A 21,705-nucleotide genomic window follows, 5' to 3' on the forward strand; every position below is an offset into this window, starting at 1 on the left:
TTTTTCCACAGAATATTTTAATTTGTGAACAAAATAAGCGCAATATACTATTTAAAGCATATTACGCCTAAATTGTTTGTGAATTGATATGTCAGATTTATCTATAAATTATTTATTTTTATTATTTTTCCAATTTTTAATTATTTAACTTTTTATTTTGCTTTTTACGTCCCTCTTTTGGTTTTTGCCCACTTCTTGGTGCCTTATCTCCATTATTATTTGCAAGCAGATATTGTTCAATTAGTTGCACTACTTGCTTATTTTGAGGTAACGATGAATGTTGTGCATCAGCACCAGTGACTGTCATTGTTGTATAATGTTTTACCTGATTTTGAAAAATATACTTCCCGGCCGCCACACTACTTTCTGGTACTAGGCCATCAGATTCATAATTTTCCCCACCAGAAATTGAATATACATCTAAATTATCAGGTATTTTCTTTCGATTTTTAATAAAATCAGTCAGCATTTCAGTCTTGTGGCCAATATTGCTCTCATTAAAATTATACGGTGTACCTAAAGTCATTAGCTTCTTTATTTCTATTTCATCACTATAATCTGCATAGTAATTTTCTAACCAGTACGTCCAAATTAAGCCACCATTTGAGTGCCCAAATGCCTTAAAATTATTAAATTTATATTGTTGACTAATTTGAGCAAAAGCTTCATCAAACCAACCAGCTTGCTTTTTAATATTGGCATAGCCATCATGATTATTTTCAAAACCGACTACAATAAAAGGCTCATTATCGTTACGATTAATTTTACCGCTATATTTTAGGGCTCCATCTTTCTTTACTTGAATTTTCAATAAACTATGCTTCTTATAAGTATCTTTATTCAGTAAACTAACTAATTCATTGAATCGCTCTGTCGTTGCACTAGAGCCCGGAATCATAATTACAGGCGACATTTGTGATTTTCTTCTTTCAGCCAAATCACGGTTAGCATTTTTAATCCAAAAGAAAGTAGGTATAGCTAAAATAATTAAAAATATAAAAGTACCTAGCAAAAGCAGGCGATTTTTCGAGATTATTTTTTTACTTAACATATTCATAACCTGCTTCCTCATCATTTAGCAAATCAATTTCATCTTGAACATCTTTCGCCATTTTCACAATTGGCAAATAAAGTAAAATATCAAAAGCAAATAACAGCATCGAAAAGACTAAAGCCTGCCAAGTTCCGTTAGTAGCAATAAAGGCAACTAGTGGACCAGGCGTACCTGATAACACATTATAAGCTGAAGCCGGAACTAAATGGATTGCAATCATACTTGCTGCTAAAAGCATGTTAATGACAGGTAAAACTACATATGGAAACAGAAATAATGGATTCAGCATAATCGGAATTCCAATGAAGGCTCCCTGATTTGAGCCAAATAGAGTAGGTATAAAACTCCAACGTGCTACTCGAGCAATGCTATTTTTCTTAATAAAAATCAAAACACCTATCAATAAGACTAGCGTTAAGCCACTACCACCAAACTTCCCATACGATTGATATAAGGAGTTACCAACATAAGGATTAGGTACATTCCAACTTGAGCCATGAGTTAAAGCGTAATTCATATTAGCTACGTTAGTTGCACTATCACTTCCCGCAGTTAGCGAAGCTAATGGTTGACCAACTCCCAGCCAATTTAAAAGAAGGGCTAAAAGGAGCAGAGGAATAAACACACCTAAATTTAAGTTGTTTTGGCCCTGGTTTTGGAAAAATTGATAAAAGTTACTGGCAACAACTCGCACATGAACTAAACTAGATACAATACCAATTATTAATCCAATTACCCACGTTGCAAGCATAGGACGAAATGAATTAAAAGCTCTCTTTTTAATACTTTGTGCACTTTCTGCATGTTGATGGTGATATTCAACACCCAGAAATCTAAAAATCAAGCCTGTCCCAAAGCCAATTAAAAGGGCAAACAAGAAACTATTAATATTTAAAAATCGCCAGTTAAATGACAATTGAAAGTCTCTAACATCCCTAAAACGATATGCACACAAAAGTAAGGCTAGCATTCCTGAAACACCAGCCATCTGGGCATCTTTCTGGTATAGTCTAGCCGTGTATTGGGCTGAAAAATAAGCTGTAAAAATACCAAACGTCCCAAATATCACGCTAGTGACACCTTGGCAAGAATACCATGCAGCATTAAAGATCTGGTCTGGTAGCCACTTATCAAAGTAAAAAATATTTGATATTAAACTTGTCGGTGAAAAAACGCTCTGCCACAAAAATTGAAAAATACTTCCAACAACTGCTAGTGGCATTAACATCATCAAAGTACGATCAGCCACCCTAAAAAATGCTAATCTTCGCAGTCGAACAACAGTATTAAAAATTATTCTTTCCATATTTCATAGTCCTCAGCTTTAATAATCTATTCTCTAGTTTAAATTAAAAAACAAAAGAAACCTATGATTTTAAAAAAATAAAAACAATTTAAGTCTAGCAAAGTTTCCATAGTCCCTGGTTAAAGAAAGAAAATGCTATAATGAGAAAGAAGATAATAAGGGAGAAAAATCATGGCTAAACGAAGTTTTTCTATTAATGATGAAACTGATCGTCTGTTAAGCTACTATTTAGATCATTCTGAAAAAGAATGGGATGTAGTAATTAACGAAGCAATTAAATATTATATCTGCGACCATTTAAGTCAAAAGCAGGTTCATGAAGCAGTCAAACATACTGGTAAAGATGCCTTTCCAGCTGATGAAGTTCTACGTAACTTCAATAGTAGCTGGATGAACGGAGACGCTTAAAGGATTGCCTAAATTACTATTTTCGATCAAAATGAAGATAGCTGTATTAAAAATAAGCTGACAAATGTCAGCTTATTTTTCTACGATAAATTTTAATTTAAAGGAGGAAAAACATGCTCAAAAAACATGCATTAGATCCAATTAAGTTAATTTGGCTATTTGCTGGTTCATTAATAATTAACACTGGAGTCAGCTTCATTTGGCCCCTGACTACTATTTACATTCATAATTATCTTCATGAAACACTAACAGTAGCGGGAATTGTTTTATTCATTAATTCAGCTTTTACAATGGTTGGGAATGCCTTAGGTGGTTTTTGGTTTGATAAATGGCACCCCTACCAAACTCTTTTAACTGGTGTAAGCATTTCTACTTTTTCTACTTTTTTGCTTGTCCTATTTCATGGCTGGCCTGCTTATCCTATCTTACTAATCACTCTAGGATTAGGTAACGGAATTGTAGTTACGGGGCTAAATTCAATTGCTACTCTTATTAGAAGCCGAAACGCTTCCTATGTGTTTAATGTTTTATACTTTACACAAAATCTAGGCCTAGTATTTGGATCACTAATGGTTGGCTTCATCTTACCTTTCGGAATTACCTATATTTTCTTGCTTGCCTTTATCATGTTTGCTTTCTTGAGTATCGTAATTTTTCTTGAATATCGTGGTCTAAATCAAGCTCATGCTTCTAAAGATAAAAAAGCTGCTAATTCTGTCCATGAAGAAAAAATTCCTTATGGAGCAAAAAAGGCTATCTTTTCTATCTTGATCTGCGTATTAGCAGCATGGATTGCATATGAACAATGGAACTCAAATATTTCATCCTATATGTTGAGTTTACATATGAGTGTTCGTTTATACAGTCTACTTTGGACATTAAATGCCATCTTAATCGTCTTGATTCAACCACTACTAACCTACTTTGATGATTGGCTAACCCAACACTTACATGGACGTTTATATATTGGTTTTAGTCTCTTTGGTTTAGCATTTTTATTACTAATTGGTGCAACCCATTATTTCAACTTTGTTATAGCAATGGCCGTACTTACATGTGGAGAAATTCTTGCTTTTCCTGCTGTTTCAACATTTGTTAACGACCGTGCTAGCAACAAGGACAAGGGAAAATATCAAGGAATTGTTCAGTCCGTTACTTCTGCGGGACGAGCTCTTGGACCATTAATCGGAGCCTTAGTAATTGATAATTTTTCATATTTGATCTTATTTATTTTTTGTACAATCTTAGTTTTAATTTCAGTCCTACTATTTGCACTAATTAATGCTTATAACAAGAAAAAGATCGCTAAATAGCGATCTTTTATTTTTTCTATTTTTATAAAAAAAGCCTAATTCCACCAACATCGGAATCAGGCTCACACAGTGTTAGGTACCGCTATTCTGACCAAATAAAAAGCAACGTTTTCGCTACCGTAGAAAACGCACTTCATTACAACGGTACAGGTAAATCTTAGCACAGCCAGCATTCTTAGACAACCGGTTTTAAGAATGCTTAAAGAGCAAAAAAGAGATGGAAAGTATGTTTTCCATCTCTATGAATCTGATTTTATTAAATCTTCCATGAGCGCATTACAGAGCTGTCTCACCTTAAAATAATCCTTAACCGGATAATTAGACTGAACAACTAATGCGTCTCTTGTATCGTTTGAAATACGATAATAGGTCGTATATCCATCTCCTGACCCATTTGAAGAATGAAAATCAGGAAAATTATAAAAGCCAGCATTATATTTAGCAGGATCGGCAGGAGCATACGCAGTTGCTACTGAAGAAGGCTTGATTATTTCACCGTTTAAAATAGCGCTAGTAGCCCGATAAAGATCCTTACTAGACATTACTAAACTTCCAGCCCCTAAGTCCCCGTGCACCTTATCTACCGAAATCGAGTGCGGAACCAGGTATCCCTGAGAGTTCTTTGTGTAAGACGTTGCTACATGAATTTTTTTATTCTTAGGTATATCCCAATAAAATTCTGTCGCAGAAAGTCCTAATTTTTTGATATAAGTATCCCTAACAAGCCTTTCATAAGAACGATGCGTTACCTTTTCTAAAATACCCGATAGCAAAATGTAATTAATCGACGAATAAACTCGCTGATTATAATGTTGTTTATCAAAAATCACATTATGTTTAATATCATAATTAATTCCTGCTTGATTATTTTTAAAGACAGGAGTTCCATAACTTGACTCATTCTTTCCACGTAAGCCAGCTTCCATTGTTAAAAGCTGTCCAATCGTAATTTGATTAGCATGTGGAACTTCAGGATAAAACTTTGATAACTTATCGTTAAGACTGAGTTTTTTACGCTCAATTTGCTTTAAGACTAAAGTACCGGTAAAAACTTTATTAACAGAATTAATAAAGAAAGCTGTCTTTGACGTATTTCGAACCTTTTTACTGATATTGGCATAGCCAGTTGATTCATTAAGAACTACTTTATTATTCTTAATTGCTAAGACATTACCGGTAATACCGGCTTGTGCTAGTTTTTTTTTATTTCTGTTGCAGCCGTACTTTTAGTACTTGGCATTTTTACATCAGACTTATTACCCCAAGCTTTAGTAAAGTAATAGCTGTTTAACTTATAGTTAACTGGATGGTTCTTTTCTTCCATAAATGGCTTAACGTATTGATCTACTTTTAGCCAACCATTCCAGCCAAGGTGAATCGTGTCTTCCATGAAGAATTTCTTTCCACCATCTTTTGATAGATCAGCAATATTATTAAAGCCTTGAGATGTAAGCTGCTTGGTAATCTTAGCAACGCACTCTTGATACATTGTTTGCGATAGGCCTGTATACTTAGCCCACTTTTCATTAACCGGTGGAATAATGAATAAAACATTTACATGTTCATGCGCTAATTCATTTAATACTAATTCAAAGTCAGCATATTCTGGCGACTTAGTATAGTCAAAGTCTTTTTGCGAATTCTTTAACTTCTTTAAGTGCTTGTTGTTTAACTTCTTATCAAAGAAACCATTGGAAATACCAAATTTGTTGTTGGTAGTACCTTGCTGACCTTGTTCATTAGCAAATTGACGCAAGTTATCATATGCATAAGTACCTGGTAGTTTACCTGCTTCTTTTTGAATCTTTGGAATATTATTAGTCATCCCTAAAGAAGAGAAGAAGTTATCTTCGTTAGCCAACGCTCTGCGTCTAGCTTTCAAATATAGAGTCTGATACTTAGATAATTTCTGACCTGAAGCTAATGTCATTAAGGCATACTTCGTTGTTTCACTTGCTGTACCAGCTGGCATGTCTAATAGGCGTCTTGCAGCATAGCGAGTAGCCACACTGTCTTTAGCGTCTAAAATCCAATCAACAGCTTGAAGCTGAGAGAAGTACATACCGAAAGCGGCTGGGTTTTGTCCCTGCTTTGTAAACCACTGTGGTGAAATAATAAATACAGCCTTTTTGTTAGAAAGTTGATTTACTGTTTCTTGCATAGTGAAAAAGTGGGTTAATGATTGACTTCCCGGTCCCCCTAGTAAGAAAGGTCGATAATTTCTCTTATATTTATAAGCTAAGACACTTGGGTGTAATGCATCCATTCTTGATAATTCACTAGAACCATAAAATGGAACATAATTTTTTTCAAATGCAGCTTGTTTAATCGATTGTCCCTTAAAAACTGTCTGGGATTGTGAAACTGAAGCTTTAAATAAGGCATTATCTGACTTTTCGCCATTTTGCCATGGAATCAAGAATAAGATAATTAGCAAAATGAAAGCACAAAGAACCGGGCCGAAAATCTGCCACAGTTTGCGTTTATTACTCATTTCTTAAGCTTTCTACCTTTGCAATGATTTTGTTTGGAGTGTCCCAATCTTCACGGTGAAATTCTGAAACTGGTGCAGTAACACCACACTTATCTTGTAATTCAAGTAACATTTGAACAGTTGCCATGGAATCTAACAAACCATTTTCAAAAATGTTTTCATCCATTTGATCACTTAAATCTTCACCAGTTAATTCGTTTAAAATATCTAAAACAGCTTGTTTTGTATCCATAATTAAGAAAATCCTTTCAAATCAAAACTAATAAATTACTTCCAGCCAAACCATAATGTACTCAAGAAACCTGAGAAAATTAGGAAACTGAAACAAACAACATTAAATGTTAAGAAAATCGCGAACCACTTTGTAAACTTATTATGCGGAATCTGTTTACGGTGCTTACGCTTAAATCTTAACCAAATGTCATTAATGATAATTGCTGTGGCATGGAAAATACCATATACGATATAGTACCACGTTAACCCGTGCCAGAAACCCATAATTAAGAAATCTACAAAATATGATATTTGCGATAATCTGATTCTATTCTTCACCAATTTATGTTTCATTGCAAAGAAAGTAAAACGCATAAAGATAAAATCACGGAACCAGAATGACAAAGTCATATGCCATCTATTCCAGAACTCTTTAATATTTTGAGAAATAAATGGTTTATTGAAGTTCATAGGTGTCTTAATTCCCATGAAGTATGAGGTTCCTACAGCAAATAAAGAATACCCCGCAAAATCAAAGAATAAATACATACTGTAGCAATACATGTAGCCAAGAAGAGCCCATGATAAACGTAAGCCACCATTCGCTTGACCATAAAACAAAGCATCTTTGGCTAATTGCGGTAACCACAAAGTACCAAATACATATCCAATAATAAATTTGTATAAAAATCCTTGGAAAATATATCTAGTACCAAACTTTAAGTTTTCAATATACTTATCTCTTTCTGGAGCCTTATCATAGTCTTCCTTAAATCTTCTGTATCGATCAATAGGGCCAGAGGAAAGAGTTGGGAAGAAAAGTAAAAATCTTGCGTAAGTAATTGGATCAACTTTTTTAATAGTTTTATCGCGAAGTTCCATAATAACTTGAACTGTTTTAAAAGTTAAATATGAAATTCCGAAAAATCCAATTAAGTCAGCAGTCTTATTTGGCACTAATGGTGCAATCTTGACTGCTGCTAACGGCAGAATTGCTAAGATAACTGCTAAGCAAAAGACAGAGGTCTTATTCTTTCCCGAATTGACGTATTTTTGATAAGCAAAGGTAACCAAAAATTGGAAGATGATATATCCAATTAACTGAACCCCTTGTATCCAATTCTTACCATCAAACATTAAAAATAAAAATAGTAACGAAACGAAAGCTTCGTATGTTTTAAAGCGCCGACCATGATATAAGCCAATAATTAATGGCAGGAGCGCAATAAAAAGAATAACAAAGTAACGCGGATTACTATATGGTTGAATGTTGATCACGCGTTATTTACCTCCTTAATAACCTGTTTAATATCTACCTTGCCGTTTTGTGAGATTGGCATTTCATCACGGTAGATAAAACGTTGAGGAAGCATGTATGGCATAATATCTTGACTTAAAGATTCGCGTAGTTTCTTAGTCAATTCAGCATCGCTATACTTTTCACGTACTCCATCAGCTAATTCAACTACAGCAACCAACTGTTGAACCTTGTGATCCTTATTGTATTTAGGTGCCACAACGCCGTAACGCACTAATGGATTCTTAGCGAGGTAGAAGTTGATTTCTTCTAGCTCAATACGGTAACCATTGAACTTAACTTGGAAATCAATTCTTCCGCGATAAAATAGCATATCGCCATCTAAAAATCCTAGGTCTCCTGTACGATAACTTTGATGGTCACTATCTTTAAAGAAAGCAGCCTCGGTTTTTTCTGGATTATTTAAGTAACCCTTTGAAACACTTGGTCCTTCAATAATAACTTCACCTTGGTTATCTTCTTCACCCTTTGAAGTATCAATTGAAATCTTAGTGTCTTCTTTAGAAACACCAATCGGCAAACGATCGTATTTATTTAAGATTTCATCAGTAATTTCTACTTGCGTAACAGCAACAGTTGTTTCAGTAGGACCATAGGTGTTAAAAATGTGGCTATCTGGGAATTTCATCTTTAACATTTTTGCTGTCTTATGACTTAATTCCTCGCCGCAGAATAGAAAATGAGTTAATTCTGGATGATGCTTAGCATCAAAAGTAGGATCTAAAAAGATCATTTCTACAAATGACGGTGTTGAAACCCAGACATTAAACTTCAATTGCGGCAGTGTCTTAAACAATTGGCCTAAGTTCTCAGTTACATCATGAGGTAATACCACCAACTTACCGCCTGCTGCTAAAGCAGGATATAAGCTCATCACAGATAAATCAAAAGAATATGGAGCTTGGGCTAAGAAACTAGGTTGTTCTGGAAGTGAAAAGTCATTTAATTCCCAATTTACGAAGCTAAGCAAATTATCATGGCTAATTTGAACACCCTTAGGTTTACCAGTAGTACCTGAAGTAAAGATAATATAGAAATTATCATCCCCACTCACGAACTTACTCTGATCAATTTCTGCATGATCATCAGAAACCTCTTCAGGAGTTAAAACCTTTATATTGTCCATTTCAATAGGAAGTTTATCAATAGCAATTACCAAAGGAGCTTCAGAAACTTCCTGAATCATTAACAAACGTTCACTATTAGAATAACTAGCGATTGGAATATAAGCATGTCCAGCTTTCACAGCACCAATAAAACTAGCAATCATTTCAAAGGTTTGACCACCCCAGATCATTACTGGGGCTTTTTCAGGAAGATCTAATTCGCTGATCTTAGCTGCGTATGCATCTGATCGAGCTTTTAGGTCTCCATAGGTATTAGTTTCGCCAAGATAATCATAAGCGATCCGATTTGGATCTTTAGTAGCAATTTGATCGATTGTCTTGATTACATCTTTAATCATTTAATGCGACCCTTTCAGTTCTAGAAATCTTTATAAATAAATTTTGCAGCTCCAATGCCACTATATGAGTACAAGTAAACTAGCACCACAAGCACTGCAAAGTAAAAGAGAGTTTTAGCAATAAACAAGCCAATCTCCTTTTTCTTTGTATCGTTCTGCTTATCTTTATTTTCTGCCATGCTTACACCTCGTAATCTTTTTTCTAAATTTTACAACATTGTTATAAAATAGGTTAACGTTTTTACTATTTCTTAGGAAAATAGCATGAACAGAAGTAATTATACCAAAAATAGCCCTAGTTATGGATAGTTCGCTATTGTTGATTACGTTTTCTTTCAATAAAATACCCAATTCCTAAGAAAATAGTTGGCAAAATTGAAACAAATACTAAAACTAATAAAATTACTTTCAACAGCCAATTTGGATTTTCCCACTTTTTATCATTAGCTGTTGCTAAAGCATAGGCTGAAAATAAAACAATTGTAATTAAGTTTATTAAAAATAAGCTACTGTGGGAAAACTGATATAGCATTAATACGCTGCTACCAGAAATCAAGCCGCTCCATCCTGCTAAGCGTACCCAAAAAGATATCTTTTTAACCATTTTTAACCCCCTAATAAGGCATTAATATTTGCCGATAAAATCCGATCAACAATCATTATTTGATCGCGTGCATAAGCTTTTGATCCTGATTCAAATAACATCAGCAGTTGCCCATTTTGAACATAAATTTGTTCTAAGTATGGTGGCATAATAACAACTTTTTCCGCATTGCTTTCATCTAAGTAATTCAAAGCAGAAATTGGGAAAAAGTACAACTTAGAATCCTTGCTTCCATAGGACTGACTCAAGATGATCCAGTTTTGATAAAAAGCTATTCCCTGAATCTGCCGGTCCATTGATGCACTTCCTGATCCTAACGCCCAAGAAACTTGTCCTGTTACTGCCTTAATTTGGTCACTAGTGATTGTCCCTTTAAAGCTGCCTGAACGAGCAATTGGATAACTTGCTATTTGTCCTTGACCATCAGTATTAAAGAAACCAACAAATAGTTGATTGTCATAATAAGTTACACAAGATGCTCGTTCAATTGTTGGCAAAGTAATTACATTATCATATTGAATCGGTTGCTTTTTCTTATTATAACTATATTTCGCTAGTTTCTTTAATGAAAAGGACATTAGGGCCGAGGAATCATCTTGACTCCCTGTTACCCAAATATTTTTAGCAATTGGATCATAGGCAATACCGCCTAAGTGAGGTGCCCCTGAAACTTGAATAGTCTTTAAATATTTACCTGTTTTTTTGTCCAAGCAGTAAATAACTGAGCGATGATTATGAGTTGAATCATAGGCAGTAATCAGTAAATACTTCCCTGCTACAGTTAGTCCTTGCGGAGTCATTGAGTCTGCATCTGTGATTTTCTTTTTATTAAAATCATAGCTTGGCGTTACAACCTGCCCAGGAATCACAACACTACTACCTATTTTGCTCGCACGAGGTGTTTCATAAGCTGCGTCATAAACATCAGGGTATTTTTCATTTAGCAACTTCTTAAAATAAGCCAGATTATGGTGACCAGGACTAATGCTTGTGCCATCCTTTGCCTTTTCTACATCTGGTCTAGACGTAAAAGACGCTTTTGCCTGCTCTCGTTTTTGATATTGCTGGTATCCATAGTAGCCGCCGTAACTAGCGCCAGCAATAATAGCCAGAATTAAGATGAGTTTAAATAAAATCTTAAAAAATTTCTTCATTAGCTTTCCCTACCTAATAAATAATTTTCTCAATTCGATATTATACCTGAATCATCTTTCAACTACCGAAAATTAAAAATAGGCATACATCTTATATTTCTTTCGATTTTGTACTATAATATATAAATTGTAGTAGTGGATTAGTAATAATTCATTGCTATTAGCATTAACATCCAACTTTTTATTTTCATTCTTACTCCTCCAAGTAGATTGAATAATAACAAGATCAGCTTCGAGCTGATTATCTATCTTTGAAACGACCTGTGCACTTCCCAGCATAGGTCGTTTTCTTATATTGAGGATTATTAAGGAACCGGTCAGCTCCAATATTACTTTTACCGCTAGGGAATAGAAACTCTGGGAAAAACTACGTTTCCCAAATGAGCGAGGAAATAATCTTGGGGACGTAAGTTTATAAATTCATTTCAACTTCTTAAGTAAATTTAACTTTTTTAATAAAAAACGTCACAATTTGTTCACATTTTCAGTCTAATATATAAACCATAGCAACGGGGAAACAAAACCCCATCGCTATTAGCATTAACATCCAACTTTTTATTTTCATTCTTACTCCTCCAAGTAGATTGAATACATTTATCAGTCTGTGACTGATCCTATACTTATATATTTTGAAATCCGCGTCTTTCCCAGCGCGGATTTTTTTGTGGGTTTATTTACGATACTTTCTTATAATAGAAGTAAAAAGTAATATAATTTAACGAATTCACTATTTAGTATAGGAAGGATTATTATGTTCTCACCATCAATTCAATCCTTGATTGAAGAAAAAGCAGGTTCATTTATTATTCCTGCCTCTAGAATTGCATTTGTAGAAGATGAAAATCCGCTCTACCATGCATTTTTAATTCTTACTAAAATGAAATACTCAAAAATTCCAGTTTTAGATAAGAATCAAAAAGTGGTCGGCTTAATTAGCTTATCGATGATCACTGATAAGATGTTAACGCCTGATAATATCATTATCGAACCACTATCAGACTTAAAAGTTAAAGATGTAATGCAGACAAACTTTGAAGCAATCAACTTTGCACATACTAATCTTGAAACACAGTTGCATCTTTTAGTTGATAATACTTTTATTCCAGTTGTAAATGACAATAATATTTTTCAAGGATTGCTTACGAGAAGAGAATGGATTAAGGCTTTTAATTACGTTACCCATTCAATTGATGAAAAATATGATATTACTGAAAAAGACAGACCTCAGAAAGAAAATCAAATTTCTAAAATTTAATCTATTAAGTGGTATAGTAATAGTGTTTTAGTATTATTGTTAAATTAGTTGGAGGGAAAGCTAATGAGACACCAATGGAAATTTTTTACAATTCTTGGAATTGGTGTTATTGCAGCAATTTTAGACTTTCTTTGCGGAGCGCCTAAAATTGGTACATGGCCCGTTTCAGGTATTTTAATTGATATCTTTGGAATTTTTATGGCAATCACAATGCTACGCGAAATGATTCATACGCTTGAATCAGGGCGCTGGGGTGTAGATATCCTAGCAATTATTGCCGTTGTTTCAACCATGGTTGTTGGAGACTACTGGGCAGCTTGGATGATCTTAATCATGCTTACTGGTGGTGATTCACTTGAAGATTACGCTACTAGTCAAGCTGACAAGGAATTACGTTCCTTATTGAAAAATTCACCAAGAATCGCTGATAAGTTAGTTAACGGCAAGATTGAAGAAGTTAAGGTTGACGACTTAAAAATTGGCGATATTGTGTTAATTAAGCCAGGTAGCCAAGTTCCAGTAGATGGAGAAATCATTAAAGGTAATTCTAGCTTTGACCAATCGTCTTTAACTGGTGAGTCAGTTCCAGTAGATAAAAAAGTCGGCGATGATTTAATGTCAGGATCAATTAATGGGGATGCAGCCGTAGAAATGAAAGTTACTAAAGCTGCTAAAGATTCTGAATATCAGTCAATCGTGGCCTTGGTTAAGTCTTCAGAAGCAAAACCAGCTAAGTTCGTTAAGATGGCTGACCGTTACGCTGTACCATTCACCATTATTTCTTTAATTATTGGTATTGCAGCTATGATCACTTCCGCTGTAACTAATCCAGCACTAGGTTGGCAAGGGCACTTCTTGCGTTTTGCACAAGTTATGGTTGTTGCATCTCCTTGTCCATTGTTAATCGCTGCTCCAGTTGCAATGGTATCTGGTATGAGTTCAATGTCACGTAGCCACATTATCGTTAAGTCTGGTACTACACTTGAGAAGCTATCTCGAACTTTAACTTTTGCTTTTGATAAAACCGGTACGTTAACTGAGAACCAATTGGTTATTGACCAAGTTATTTTAGCTAAAGGCAGCTCAATTTCAAAAGAAGAACTACAAAGCTTAGCTGCTAGTGTTGAACAACAATCCAGTCACGTTATTGCCACTTCATTAGTAAAAAGCACCGATAAAAACTTAATTAAACCAGTTACCAACTTGAAAGAAGCTACTGCTAAGGGTGTTAGCGGCAACGTTGATGGTAAGTTAGTTAAAGTTGGTAAACTTTCTTATGTTGATCCCGATCAAGAAAAAATTACTGTTAATTCAACGGCTGTCTTTGTTTCAATCGACAATAAATTTGCTGGATACATTACTTTCCAAGATCAAATTAGAAAGAATACGCCAGAAACAATTGCCCGTCTTCGCCGTCAAGGTGTTAAGCAAATCATGATGTTAACTGGTGACCGTAGATCTGTAGCTGATAAAGTTGCTAAAGAAGCTGGAATTAGAGAAAGCGAAGTACATGCTGATTTACTTCCTGCCCAAAAGATTCAAGCTATTAGAGACGTTAAGCCTGACCTAAGACCAGTTGCAATGGTTGGGGATGGTGTTAACGATGCACCTAGTTTAATGGCCGCTGATGTTGGTATTGCTATGGGTGCTAAAGGAGCAACCGCTGCTAGCGAAAGTGCCGATGCCGTTATTATGGTTAATGACATTTCTAAAGTTAATGATGCTGTTGCAATTTCTAAACATACTATGAAAGTAGCCCATGTCGACATCATCACTGCAATTTGTATCGTTATCTTAATTGAATTAATTGCCTTTACTGGCATTATCCCAGCCTTCTGGGGTGCAATCTTGCAAGAAGTTGTTGACTTAATTACTATCTTACTTGCTCTTCTTGCTAAGACTAAGCCAACCAATCCTAAACAAACGGGAATTGAAAAATAAAAAACTAGTTTGCAACCAACAATATTTTTAGCTAAACTTAAATTTAGTTAAATATGTTCATTAGTGGTTGGGGTTTATTTAAAACTTTCAAGATTTGCTTATTTGGGTCAATAAGCGCTTGAAAGTTTTTTATTTTGCCACAAAGTTATAGAAAGCTGAAAAATATGCACTTTTTAGGAGAATTAATATTAATTCTGCTGGCCACTACGCTGTTAGGACAATTATTTTCCCGTCTTAATATGCCAGCAGTTATCGGTCAATTGTTATCAGGGATCTTATTAGGTCCAGCCATTTTAGGGCTAGTTAAACCAAATGAAATTATTTCACTTTTTTCAGAGTTCGGAGTAATTTTGTTAATGTTCCTAGCGGGGCTTGAAAGTGATTTGGATTTATTAAAAAAATACTTCAAATTAAGTTTCACAGTTGCTGGTATCGGTGTAGTATTGCCTGTATTTTTCATGGGAATTGCTAGCTACTTATTTGGAATGAATTTCCTAGAAGCATTATTCATTGGAATTGTATTTGCAGCGACAAGCGTTTCAATCTCAGTTGTAGTTCTACAAGAAGCTAATCAAATTCACACACGTGCTGGTACAGCCATTTTAGGAGCAGCTGTAGTCGATGATATTTTAGCCGTTATTGTTTTAAGTTTATTCACTACCTTTAGTCATGAGGGTGGCAAGAGTGGGCTGACTAACAATTTCTTTATTAATTTATTAATTGAGATAGTTTACTTTGTCGCTGTTTGGGCTGTCTTTAAATTTGTTGCTCCATATTTCATGAAGCTAGCTGAAAAAGTTGAAGTTGACTATGCTGTTGTCATTGGCTCACTTGTGTTAGCTTTATCAATGGCTTGGGCTGCAGACTTTGTCGGTTTAAGTGCAGTTGTTGGTGCCTTCTTTGGTGGACTTGCAATAAGACAAACACCTCAATATAAAGAAGTTCAATCCTCAGTCAGTGCAATTGGATATTCAATTTTTATTCCAGTGTTTTTTGTAAACATTGGTTTATCAATGACATTTGCAAGCTTTGTTAAAGATATCTGGTTCATTATCGTGATGACCATTTTAGCTGTAGTATCTAAATTCTGGGCTGGTAAATATTCAAGCGAATTATTTGGTTTTACTAAAAATGAAGGAAATATTGTTGGTGCCGGCATGGTGTCACGTGGTGAAGTAGCTTTAATTGTCGCTCAAATTGGGATTACGCACCATCTCTTCCCTGAAGATATCTATTCAAGTTTAATCTTGGTAATCATTATTACTACTGTTCTTTCACCGTTTATCTTGAATCACTATATAAAACGTGAACTAAAAAATGACTAACAAAAACGAATTAGCCTTGATTGTAGCTAATTCGTTTTTTCATATTCTAATTTACTGAAATACTACCCAAAGAAGTGTCTGCTTCTAAAACATTCCTAGAGTCACTATTCTTTTCAAAAGAATCACCTTGCTTTTTACCACTAATTGTAATTTTCCCAAGAGAAGTATCTAAATCATAACCACTCGCATTACTGCTCTCAATTCTAATATTTCCTCTTGAAGTATCAAAACTAATTCCATCTTTAGTCTTCAAATCTTTAATATCGATACTGCCGTTTGATAAATCAATATCGCCTGTTTTCACTGCTAAATAATCAGCACTAAAATTACCATTTGAATTATCAACATTTAAACTTTCTAATTGTTTTTTCGGCATTTCAACGACGATTTTAGAATTTAATTGCTTAAAATTGAATAAACGAATGTGGGTAACTTGATTCTTAAAACCAATTTTTAATTTGTTATCTTCAACCTTAACTTCAGGAGCAATTTTTTCTAGTCCAGAGTAACTAACATGATATTTATTTCCTGCTTTTAAAGCTACATCTCCCGTTGGAATATCTATATCTACTTTAGTAAATTTAGGAAGTGAATAATCCTGATTAACAACTTTTTGATTAGCTATATTAAGCATAATCCATCCTCCAACTAATATAATTACAATAATGCCAATACTAAATAATGTTTTCTTCCAATTCATCTAAATATAGTCCTTTAAATCAAGTATTTCGTCATATTGCTTCAATTCACTTTCTTCATAATGGTGAATTACTTCAACAAAAGTTAAATTTGAAACTAGTAAATATTTATGAATTATATCAGAAGTTTTCTTATCAAGAGAAGCATTAATTTCATCAAGTAATAGAACCGGTCTTTCCACCAAAATTGCTCGCGCTAATTCAATTCTTGCTAACTGACCACCAGATAATTTATCAGCTGCATCCCCTAATTGATAATCAAAGCCTTTTTCTTTAATTAGTCCACTTAAGTCCAATTTATTGCAAACTTCTTCTACCTTCTCCCGGGAAATATCTTTTCCTAAGGTTAAATTAAACAATAAGCTATCTGCAAAAATAACCGGTGCTTGGCTTGCATATGAGAATAAGTCTGGAAATGTACCAGCTTTTACTCTTTTATCATTTAATCTAATCGCCTCTGCTTTTCCATATTTTCCATATAGTAAGAACTGCAATAAAGTCGACTTTCCTGCTCCAGATGGTCCAATGACAGCAATTTTCTTACTTGACTTGATGTTTAAGTCAATCCCAGTAGCTAATTGCTTACCATCTCTCTTTAAGATCAAATCTTCTACTTGTAGATCCTGTAAACTTATAACTTTTCTATTTTCTGCATCTTTTTCTTTATCTAAAAAGTCATTAACCTTCTCAACAATCTTCTTAGTAGTAGACAATTTGCTTCTATCATCTAAGATGAATAAAATTGGATTTACAAATGAATTAGCTAATTGCACAATTGCAAATAAAGCTCCTAAGCTTGTTTGTCCTTTTACAACTAAATAAATTCCAAATAGAAATGGCATCAGAAACGTAACAATATTCCCAACAAAATTAATCCATGAGTTCGTATCAAGGTTTAAGAGATTCATATTACTCAATGCTTGTTCTAGCTTAGAAATTGTTTTTTTATTTTTAGCAACCGCCTGATTTTGACCATCATACAAATGTAGCGTTTCAACACCTGCTAAGAAGTTTTTAGTCTGATTAACATACTTACTATTAGCACTAGTCCACTTTTCAGAAGATTCTTGAATCGGCTTTTGAAAAACATTAGAAACAACCATTGGAATAAAAGATCCAACTAGGAATAGTAATGTAAGTAGCCAATTAACTGCTAAAGCATAGCCTAGTGCTAATACTAATGAGAAAATCTGCATAATAATTTCAATTTGAGCGTCAAAACGATTAGTTTCAAGAAGCTTAAAATCATTAGTTAAAAATCCTAAACTATCATTGTTTTTATCTTTTGATTCTTCTAACATCCCGCTAAAAATATGCGTTCTAAGATATATATTTGTTTCTCTAATCGTATCTATTCTTAACCGGTTAAAGACTAAACTAGCTATCAAAGTAATAATTAAGGCACTAACAATAACTAATAAAAATTGTGCAATTTTATTCCAATTCTTATTAGTAGCAATATTAGTTAGAGTTTGAACAATATTAGCCATAATAATATTTTGAAAACTAGCGATTAAGCCAAAGATAATCATCAATACGAATTTAAATTTATTTGAATACTTAAACAGCATTTTCTTCATCCCCTCATCAATCTAAACTTGTTGATAAGAGTATATGATGAGATTATACTTAAAAATAAATCTCTTGCAGATCTGCAAGTTAATTTTTGGAGAATGAAAAAATGTATGGTCATGAATTCAAAGAATTACGCTTAGAACAAGGTATTACGCAAAAAGAAGCTTGCAGTGGAATCTGTTCCGAATCCAAATTATCACGCTGGGAAAACGATCAGGTCGAGGTTGAATTTAGTACAGCAATGAAACTACTAAATAGAATTCACATTACTAGTCACGAATTTATGGGCTGGTCTAAGTTTTCACCACGACCAGAAACTGACACTGAGGTAATAAACGCAATAGACAAAGATGATGTTTCACTTACTAAGCGAATTGCTAAAAAACAGTTAGACAAATACCATAAATCGAAAAATCCTTTTGATCTTTTAGCAACAGTTTCTTTATTTAATCAATTAGTCATCCTAGATAATAAAAATTATCTTCCAGAAATTGATCAAATTAAATTAGCTAATATTTTTTCAAAAGTAACTATCTGGACGGAATACTATCTTGCCCTTTTTGGTAATTCAATTTTTCTTTTAAATTCAAAACAAGTATATGGAATCGCAAGATTAATTCTTAAAGATTCTGATCGCATTAAGTCTGCAGATACAAGTTATGACTTAGAAGGTATGCTCGGCGTTTTAGGAGACTCCATAATTAAAATGATTTTAAGCAATGATCTTCAACATACACGCTCATTACTTAAAGAGATCAATAAAATTGAACTTCCTCACTACATGATGTTTTTCACTTTAACCTTTAAGTATTTAGAAAAAATTGCTAACTACGTTGAGGATAAAAATGAGCAGCCAATCCTTAAACTTATTGCAACATTAGTGCAAATAGATTGTCCCGTTCAAGCAGAAATCTATCTTGATATATTCAAACAAGTTAAAAAAACACATGAAAAAAGGAGGTCCTAAAAACCTCCTTTTTTCACGATCTTAATAAATAGAAATGGTATAAATACCAAGTTTCAACTATAAACACAATTACTAGATAACCATACCAATCAAAATTTGCATCATGATTACCAAATTGCATTAAACAAACAAAACTAGAAACAATGATGCCAATTAAGCAATAAGCAAACGAAAAGCCATATTTAATAATGTGCTGCCTAACTAGTAGGCACAAAATAAAGCCGACAATAGCTAAACTTAAAAAGATCCAAAACATAGAATCACCTGTATTCTAGTGAGTTGCTCCTTCAACTGCTTTAATATCACCTTTGCCATCACGTTCAACAATTGCGCCAAGAGCTGCAGTTAACCCTTTAACAATATCATCAAGGGCCATTGATGGTGTATTAGGACGATTTACAACTTGTTCAGGTAAGAAAGGAATATGAATAAATCCTGCCTTAATATTAGAAAATTCCTTATCTCTCATATACTGAACTTGATACATAATATGATTACATACATAAGTGCCGGCAGTATTTGAAACGCTAGCTGGCAAACCTGCATCCCTAATTGCTTTTGCTTCTGCCTTAATTGGCAATTGTGTAAAGTAGGCAGTTTCGCCATCTTCATGAATTGGTTCACCAAGTGGTTGGTAGCCCTCATTGTCTGGAATACGCCCATCATTGATGTTAATTGCTACTCGCTCTGGAGTTAAACCAAAACGACCACCAGCCTGACCAACATTTAAGACATAATCAGGATTTTCGTTTTCAATTGCTTCTTTGACAACTTCAGCTGACTTATTGAAGACAGTTGGAATTTCTAACTTAACAATTTCTGCACCATTAATTTCATCAGGCAGTCTTTTAACTGCTTCAATTGCTGGATTAATTTTATCTCCGCCAAAGGGATCAAAACCTGTTACTAGAATCTTCATAATCTTATCCTTTCAAGACTAAAATGCTAAAAAGTACATTAAACCAATTTGAACAATCAATAAGATAACTGCGATTGGAGCTTGTTGCTTAATAACGCCCATCTGATCTTTCATTTCTAAAAGTGCAACCGGTAATGTATTAAAGTTAGCTGCCATTGGTGTTACTAAGGTACCACAATATCCAGACGTCATTCCAATTGCCGCAACAACTACTGGATTAGCACCTTGAGCAATTACAAACGGAATTCCAATTGCAGCTGTAATTACAGCAAAGGCCGCAAAAGCGTTACCCATGATATAAGTAAAGAGTGCCATTGCAATACAGTATAACGCTACTCCTAAGAAGTGGTTTCCTGCTGGAAAAACATGACTAATCATATCAGCGGTTAACTTACCAACACCGCAAGTAGTAAAGACTACTCCAAGCATAGCTAATAGTTGAGGCAAGACACCTGGCGCACCAACGCTACGTACCATCCGCTGAGAATCTTTAAAGACTTGCTTAGCCGGCGCCTTAGTTAAGAAAATAGCCAAGACGAGTGAAACAACTGCACCGATACCAATTCCGACTTGACCACCAAGTGGAGTGAACTGAGCAATTAAAATAGAAGTCAATGCCAATACAATACTTGGTAAAAATACTTTTGCACCTAAACGCTTAGCCCCTTCTTGTGCAGTTTTAGGATCTAACTTAGGCAAGTTACCAACCTGAATTTGTTTAAATAAGGCTAAAATTCCAATTACTAAAACCATTGCACCCGATACAACTGCTGGAATCCAATCTCCAAAGGCAAAAATAATTGCTAAAAAGAACCAAAAAACGGCGGTTCCAATTCTTACCTTGTTTGTCTTATCTCTTAATGTTTCAATCCCAGCAACTGCCATACATAAACCAATCAAAGCATAAAGAATGGCAAGTAAAAAATTAATCGTATTTTGCATTTTATTGCCCCTCCCATTTCTTCATTTGACGGTCAAAGTAAAGATTATAAGCAAAAACCAAAACAAATGTGATAATCGCAATTGGAATCGTATTAATTACAATACCAACTGGGTCAACTTTATAACCAAGTGATTTCATTGTGGAAGAAATCAAAAGTACTCCACCAGAAGCTACAAATAAGTTTTGAGCAAAGAAGTTACCGAAGTTATCAACTGCTGCACTCCGGCCCTTAATCAAGTCAATTTCTGACTCAGTTAACTTCTTCTTATCTTGGTCTTCAGCAGCAGCAATTACCATTGGAGAAATTAGTGGACGAACAAATTGAACTTGTCCCTGAAGAGATATTCCAAATACACCTGCTAATTCACGAATTAAAAGGTAAATATTTAAAATCTTTCCCGCAGTTAATTTTTTCAGTTTTTTAATTGCATTAACCGCATAATCTCTTAATCCGTGAGATTCAACTAGTCCAATCATCGGTAAAGTTAAGAAAAATAAACTTACCATTCGATTGTCTACAAAACTTTTTCCAATTACTTCTAGCAACTTAACAAAGTCCATCCCTGAGAATAGTCCTGTTACAATTGCTGCAATAACTACAACTGCGGTCGTATCCCATTTTAGGACAAAGCCGACTACAATTATTAATATGCCTAACAGCTTTAAATATTCCATACTATCTATTCCTTAAATAAAAAATAAAAAAATACTATAAAAATATTATACAAAATATAGTAAAAAAATACGAAGGTA

At 34.2% G+C, this 21,705-nt stretch carries 21 protein-coding genes and 1 other annotated feature; of the genes, 6 read left to right on the forward strand and 15 right to left on the reverse strand.

Features of this window, described 5'->3' with window-relative positions; genetic code table 11:
* Positions 1-136: 136 nt before the first annotated feature.
* On the reverse strand, positions 137-1,051 hold the full coding sequence (locus QM512_RS08035; RefSeq protein ID WP_282806461.1) for an alpha/beta hydrolase: 915 nt from the start codon (positions 1,049-1,051) through the stop codon (positions 137-139).
* Positions 1,041-2,360: a PTS transporter subunit EIIC gene (locus QM512_RS08040; protein ID WP_282805185.1), complete on the reverse strand. Its 1,320-nt coding sequence runs from the start codon at positions 2,358-2,360 to the stop codon at positions 1,041-1,043. The genes QM512_RS08035 and QM512_RS08040 overlap by 11 nt, the downstream gene beginning before the upstream one ends.
* A gap of 171 nt (positions 2,361-2,531) precedes the next feature.
* Here QM512_RS08040 and QM512_RS08045 point away from each other — a divergent pair, with 171 nt between their 5' ends.
* The gene (locus QM512_RS08045) at positions 2,532-2,768 is read left to right on the forward strand and encodes a hypothetical protein (protein WP_282805186.1); all 237 of its coding nucleotides are present in this window, start codon (positions 2,532-2,534) and stop codon (positions 2,766-2,768) included.
* Between the two features lie 113 nt (positions 2,769-2,881).
* Complete coding sequence (locus QM512_RS08050) at positions 2,882-4,081, forward strand: MDR family MFS transporter (RefSeq protein ID WP_282805187.1); 1,200 nt, start codon at positions 2,882-2,884, stop codon at positions 4,079-4,081.
* Between the two features lie 239 nt (positions 4,082-4,320).
* Here QM512_RS08050 and QM512_RS08055 read toward each other — a convergent pair whose 3' ends face one another.
* From QM512_RS08055 to QM512_RS08090, 8 genes are all read right to left on the reverse strand, one after another.
* Positions 4,321-5,262, reverse strand: coding sequence for a serine hydrolase domain-containing protein (locus tag QM512_RS08055; RefSeq protein WP_317133747.1), 942 nt, complete (start codon positions 5,260-5,262; stop codon positions 4,321-4,323).
* A gap of 11 nt (positions 5,263-5,273) precedes the next feature.
* On the reverse strand, positions 5,274-6,575 hold the full coding sequence (gene dltD, locus QM512_RS08060; RefSeq protein WP_282805188.1) for a D-alanyl-lipoteichoic acid biosynthesis protein DltD: 1,302 nt from the start codon (positions 6,573-6,575) through the stop codon (positions 5,274-5,276).
* Positions 6,568-6,807, reverse strand: a complete 240-nt coding sequence (gene dltC / locus QM512_RS08065; RefSeq protein WP_003648200.1) for a D-alanine--poly(phosphoribitol) ligase subunit DltC — start codon at positions 6,805-6,807, stop codon at positions 6,568-6,570. Before dltC ends, dltD begins: the two co-directional genes overlap by 8 nt.
* A gap of 35 nt (positions 6,808-6,842) precedes the next feature.
* Positions 6,843-8,066 carry a D-alanyl-lipoteichoic acid biosynthesis protein DltB gene (gene dltB, locus QM512_RS08070; protein WP_282805189.1) on the reverse strand — a complete coding sequence of 408 codons (1,224 nt, stop codon included), beginning with the start codon at positions 8,064-8,066 and terminating at the stop codon, positions 6,843-6,845.
* Entirely contained in the window at positions 8,063-9,571 is a 1,509-nt protein-coding gene (gene dltA, locus QM512_RS08075; protein ID WP_282805190.1) for a D-alanine--poly(phosphoribitol) ligase subunit DltA, read from the reverse strand. Before dltA ends, dltB begins: the two co-directional genes overlap by 4 nt.
* A gap of 20 nt (positions 9,572-9,591) precedes the next feature.
* Entirely contained in the window at positions 9,592-9,750 is a 159-nt protein-coding gene (locus QM512_RS08080; RefSeq protein WP_282805191.1) for a teichoic acid D-Ala incorporation-associated protein DltX, read from the reverse strand.
* A gap of 134 nt (positions 9,751-9,884) precedes the next feature.
* Positions 9,885-10,175 (reverse strand): hypothetical protein, encoded by a 291-nt coding sequence (locus QM512_RS08085; RefSeq protein ID WP_282805192.1) that lies wholly within the window; start codon positions 10,173-10,175, stop codon positions 9,885-9,887.
* Between the two features lie 2 nt (positions 10,176-10,177).
* Positions 10,178-11,329 carry a YncE family protein gene (locus QM512_RS08090; protein WP_282805193.1) on the reverse strand — a complete coding sequence of 384 codons (1,152 nt, stop codon included), beginning with the start codon at positions 11,327-11,329 and terminating at the stop codon, positions 10,178-10,180.
* Positions 11,330-12,080: 751 nt separating this feature from the next.
* Between QM512_RS08090 and cbpB the strand changes: the two genes are divergently transcribed.
* The 3 genes from cbpB to QM512_RS08105 all read left to right on the forward strand — a co-directional run bounded on the left by cbpB (position 12,081) and on the right by QM512_RS08105 (position 15,850).
* Positions 12,081-12,584 carry a cyclic-di-AMP-binding protein CbpB gene (gene cbpB / locus QM512_RS08095; RefSeq protein WP_282805194.1) on the forward strand — a complete coding sequence of 168 codons (504 nt, stop codon included), beginning with the start codon at positions 12,081-12,083 and terminating at the stop codon, positions 12,582-12,584.
* A gap of 63 nt (positions 12,585-12,647) precedes the next feature.
* Positions 12,648-14,525: a heavy metal translocating P-type ATPase gene (locus QM512_RS08100; RefSeq protein WP_282805195.1), complete on the forward strand. Its 1,878-nt coding sequence runs from the start codon at positions 12,648-12,650 to the stop codon at positions 14,523-14,525.
* Positions 14,526-14,590: 65 nt separating this feature from the next.
* Positions 14,591-14,641, forward strand: a sequence feature (sodium ion sensor (DUF1646 type); this cis-regulatory element may regulate processes involved in with the transportation of sodium ions).
* A gap of 48 nt (positions 14,642-14,689) precedes the next feature.
* The gene (locus QM512_RS08105) at positions 14,690-15,850 is read left to right on the forward strand and encodes a cation:proton antiporter (RefSeq protein WP_282806463.1); all 1,161 of its coding nucleotides are present in this window, start codon (positions 14,690-14,692) and stop codon (positions 15,848-15,850) included.
* 46 nt (positions 15,851-15,896) lie between these two features.
* Here the strand turns inward: QM512_RS08105 and QM512_RS08110 are convergent, their stop codons facing one another.
* Positions 15,897-16,484, reverse strand: a complete 588-nt coding sequence (locus QM512_RS08110) for a DUF4097 family beta strand repeat-containing protein (protein WP_282805196.1) — start codon at positions 16,482-16,484, stop codon at positions 15,897-15,899.
* 66 nt (positions 16,485-16,550) lie between these two features.
* Complete coding sequence (locus tag QM512_RS08115) at positions 16,551-18,128, reverse strand: ATP-binding cassette domain-containing protein (protein WP_282805197.1); 1,578 nt, start codon at positions 18,126-18,128, stop codon at positions 16,551-16,553.
* A gap of 101 nt (positions 18,129-18,229) precedes the next feature.
* Here QM512_RS08115 and QM512_RS08120 point away from each other — a divergent pair, with 101 nt between their 5' ends.
* Positions 18,230-19,090, forward strand: coding sequence for an Rgg/GadR/MutR family transcriptional regulator (locus tag QM512_RS08120; protein WP_282805198.1), 861 nt, complete (start codon positions 18,230-18,232; stop codon positions 19,088-19,090).
* A gap of 271 nt (positions 19,091-19,361) precedes the next feature.
* Here QM512_RS08120 and pcp read toward each other — a convergent pair whose 3' ends face one another.
* Genes pcp through QM512_RS08135 form a run of 3 tightly spaced genes read right to left on the reverse strand, consistent with a single transcriptional unit; the run spans position 19,362 to position 21,627 of the window.
* The gene (pcp, locus tag QM512_RS08125; RefSeq protein ID WP_282805199.1) at positions 19,362-20,009 is read right to left on the reverse strand and encodes a pyroglutamyl-peptidase I; all 648 of its coding nucleotides are present in this window, start codon (positions 20,007-20,009) and stop codon (positions 19,362-19,364) included.
* Between the two features lie 18 nt (positions 20,010-20,027).
* Positions 20,028-20,951, reverse strand: coding sequence for a DUF979 domain-containing protein (locus tag QM512_RS08130; protein ID WP_282805200.1), 924 nt, complete (start codon positions 20,949-20,951; stop codon positions 20,028-20,030).
* A 1-nt stretch (position 20,952) separates the two neighbouring features.
* A complete protein-coding gene (locus QM512_RS08135; RefSeq protein WP_282805201.1) occupies positions 20,953-21,627 on the reverse strand; it encodes a DUF969 domain-containing protein in 675 nt (224 codons plus the stop codon).
* Between the last annotated feature and the right edge of the window lie 78 nt (positions 21,628-21,705).

Origin of the sequence: Lactobacillus isalae (assembly GCF_947539375.1) — a bacterium.
Lineage (GTDB): Bacteria > Bacillota > Bacilli > Lactobacillales > Lactobacillaceae > Lactobacillus > Lactobacillus isalae.

Excerpts from the sequence above, each read along its gene's own strand:
- QM512_RS08130 (WP_282805200.1), bottom strand. The coding sequence starts at position 20,951 with ATGCAAAATACGATTAATTTTTTACTTGCCATTCTTTATGCTTTGATT.
- pcp (WP_282805199.1), bottom strand. The coding sequence starts at position 20,009 with ATGAAGATTCTAGTAACAGGTTTTGATCCCTTTGGCGGAGATAAAATT.
- QM512_RS08100 (WP_282805195.1), top strand. The coding sequence starts at position 12,648 with ATGAGACACCAATGGAAATTTTTTACAATTCTTGGAATTGGTGTTATT.
- QM512_RS08035 (WP_282806461.1), bottom strand. The coding sequence starts at position 1,051 with ATGTTAAGTAAAAAAATAATCTCGAAAAATCGCCTGCTTTTGCTAGGT.
- cbpB (WP_282805194.1), top strand. The coding sequence starts at position 12,081 with ATGTTCTCACCATCAATTCAATCCTTGATTGAAGAAAAAGCAGGTTCA.
- QM512_RS08050 (WP_282805187.1), top strand. The coding sequence starts at position 2,882 with ATGCTCAAAAAACATGCATTAGATCCAATTAAGTTAATTTGGCTATTT.
- QM512_RS08080 (WP_282805191.1), bottom strand. The coding sequence starts at position 9,750 with ATGGCAGAAAATAAAGATAAGCAGAACGATACAAAGAAAAAGGAGATT.
- QM512_RS08040 (WP_282805185.1), bottom strand. The coding sequence starts at position 2,360 with ATGGAAAGAATAATTTTTAATACTGTTGTTCGACTGCGAAGATTAGCA.
- QM512_RS08135 (WP_282805201.1), bottom strand. The coding sequence starts at position 21,627 with ATGGAATATTTAAAGCTGTTAGGCATATTAATAATTGTAGTCGGCTTT.
- QM512_RS08045 (WP_282805186.1), top strand. The coding sequence starts at position 2,532 with ATGGCTAAACGAAGTTTTTCTATTAATGATGAAACTGATCGTCTGTTA.
- dltA (WP_282805190.1), bottom strand. The coding sequence starts at position 9,571 with ATGATTAAAGATGTAATCAAGACAATCGATCAAATTGCTACTAAAGAT.
- QM512_RS08090 (WP_282805193.1), bottom strand. The coding sequence starts at position 11,329 with ATGAAGAAATTTTTTAAGATTTTATTTAAACTCATCTTAATTCTGGCT.
- QM512_RS08105 (WP_282806463.1), top strand. The coding sequence starts at position 14,690 with ATGCACTTTTTAGGAGAATTAATATTAATTCTGCTGGCCACTACGCTG.
- dltC (WP_003648200.1), bottom strand. The coding sequence starts at position 6,807 with ATGGATACAAAACAAGCTGTTTTAGATATTTTAAACGAATTAACTGGT.
- QM512_RS08120 (WP_282805198.1), top strand. The coding sequence starts at position 18,230 with ATGTATGGTCATGAATTCAAAGAATTACGCTTAGAACAAGGTATTACG.
- QM512_RS08085 (WP_282805192.1), bottom strand. The coding sequence starts at position 10,175 with ATGGTTAAAAAGATATCTTTTTGGGTACGCTTAGCAGGATGGAGCGGC.
- QM512_RS08115 (WP_282805197.1), bottom strand. The coding sequence starts at position 18,128 with ATGAAGAAAATGCTGTTTAAGTATTCAAATAAATTTAAATTCGTATTG.
- dltD (WP_282805188.1), bottom strand. The coding sequence starts at position 6,575 with ATGAGTAATAAACGCAAACTGTGGCAGATTTTCGGCCCGGTTCTTTGT.
- QM512_RS08110 (WP_282805196.1), bottom strand. The coding sequence starts at position 16,484 with ATGCTTAATATAGCTAATCAAAAAGTTGTTAATCAGGATTATTCACTT.